This is a genomic window from Streptococcus sp. KR (assembly GCF_002238115.1).
Taxonomy (GTDB): Bacteria; Bacillota; Bacilli; order Lactobacillales; family Streptococcaceae; genus Streptococcus.
Window position 1 is genome coordinate 1 of record NZ_NGVM01000137.1, and the last position, 473, is coordinate 473.

The 473-nt window shown below is 36.8% G+C and carries 1 pseudogene; it reads right to left on the bottom strand.

The annotated features are described in order from the left end of the window. A pseudogene (locus tag CBI42_RS11280) lies at positions 1 to 473 on the bottom strand (collagen-like protein); the annotation flags it as partial.

Genomic DNA, 473 nt, shown 5'->3' on the forward strand with positions numbered 1-473 from the left:
CTTTAGGTCCTTGTAATGGTCCACAATCTTTCCAAGCACCGTTCACCCAAACATATAATTCTTCACCAACTAAATAGCCATCACCTTCATTTGCTGTTGAGGGTAAATTCGAAACTGATGAAACTTTGTCTTTGATTTCAAGACCAGTACCAGTATCACCTTTATCACCTTTTTGAACATTATGAACCGCATTCTCCATTTGATTACTCAAATCATTAAATTGTTGCTGAAAATCATTTAAAGTGATTGTCGGAATTACTTCACCAGTATCACTCATTAGGTTCTCTTCAATCGAGAACCCTAATGTCCCATCACTTGGAAAAATTGCCTGCGTACCATCATTCATAGTAACCCAAACTTCAATATCATAATCATCTGGAACCAATGTGTTCATGATATCCTGATTAATTGGAAAGCTTAGTGTTCCACCAAGCGGACTAGTTACAGTGGTTAAATCAATAGTTTGTTGCATG